1 protein-coding gene is annotated in these 375 nt (G+C 70.9%); it reads left to right on the top strand.

The annotated features are described in order from the left end of the window. A partial coding sequence (locus AB4091_RS22020) for a tripartite tricarboxylate transporter TctB family protein (protein ID WP_442295071.1) occupies positions 1-375 on the top strand: 375 nt, incomplete at both ends.

The raw sequence follows: 375 nt of genomic DNA, 5'->3' as shown, positions 1-375 counted from the left end.
GCGCGATCTGGCACGCGCATGGGCTTCAGGTCGCCTTTTCCTCGGACCCGGTCGGACCCAAGGCGTTCCCGATGATCATCGGGGGCGTCATGTTCCTGGCCGGGGCGGCGCTGGTTGTCCGCCCCCACGATGTCGAATGGGAGGGCGGGCGATGGCCGCTGGTCGCGCTGGTGGCCATGGCCTCGCTCCTGGTGGCGCTGCTGCTGATCCCGCTGGGCTTCGTGCTGGCGACGACGCTTCTGTCGTTCATYGTCGCGCGCGCCCTGGGCGGCGGCTGGTGGCAGTCCGCCGTTGCCGGAGCCGCCCTGTCGGCGGCCATCTTCCTGCTGATCGACATCCTGCTGGGCCTGCCGCACATCCTGCTGGGCCTGCCGC

The organism is Terrabacter sp. 2RAF25 (assembly GCF_052115265.1).
GTDB lineage: Bacteria > Actinomycetota > Actinomycetes > Actinomycetales > Dermatophilaceae > Terrabacter.
Note: the sequence above shows the minus strand (reverse complement) of the source record. Positions and strands in the feature narration are given on the sequence as shown.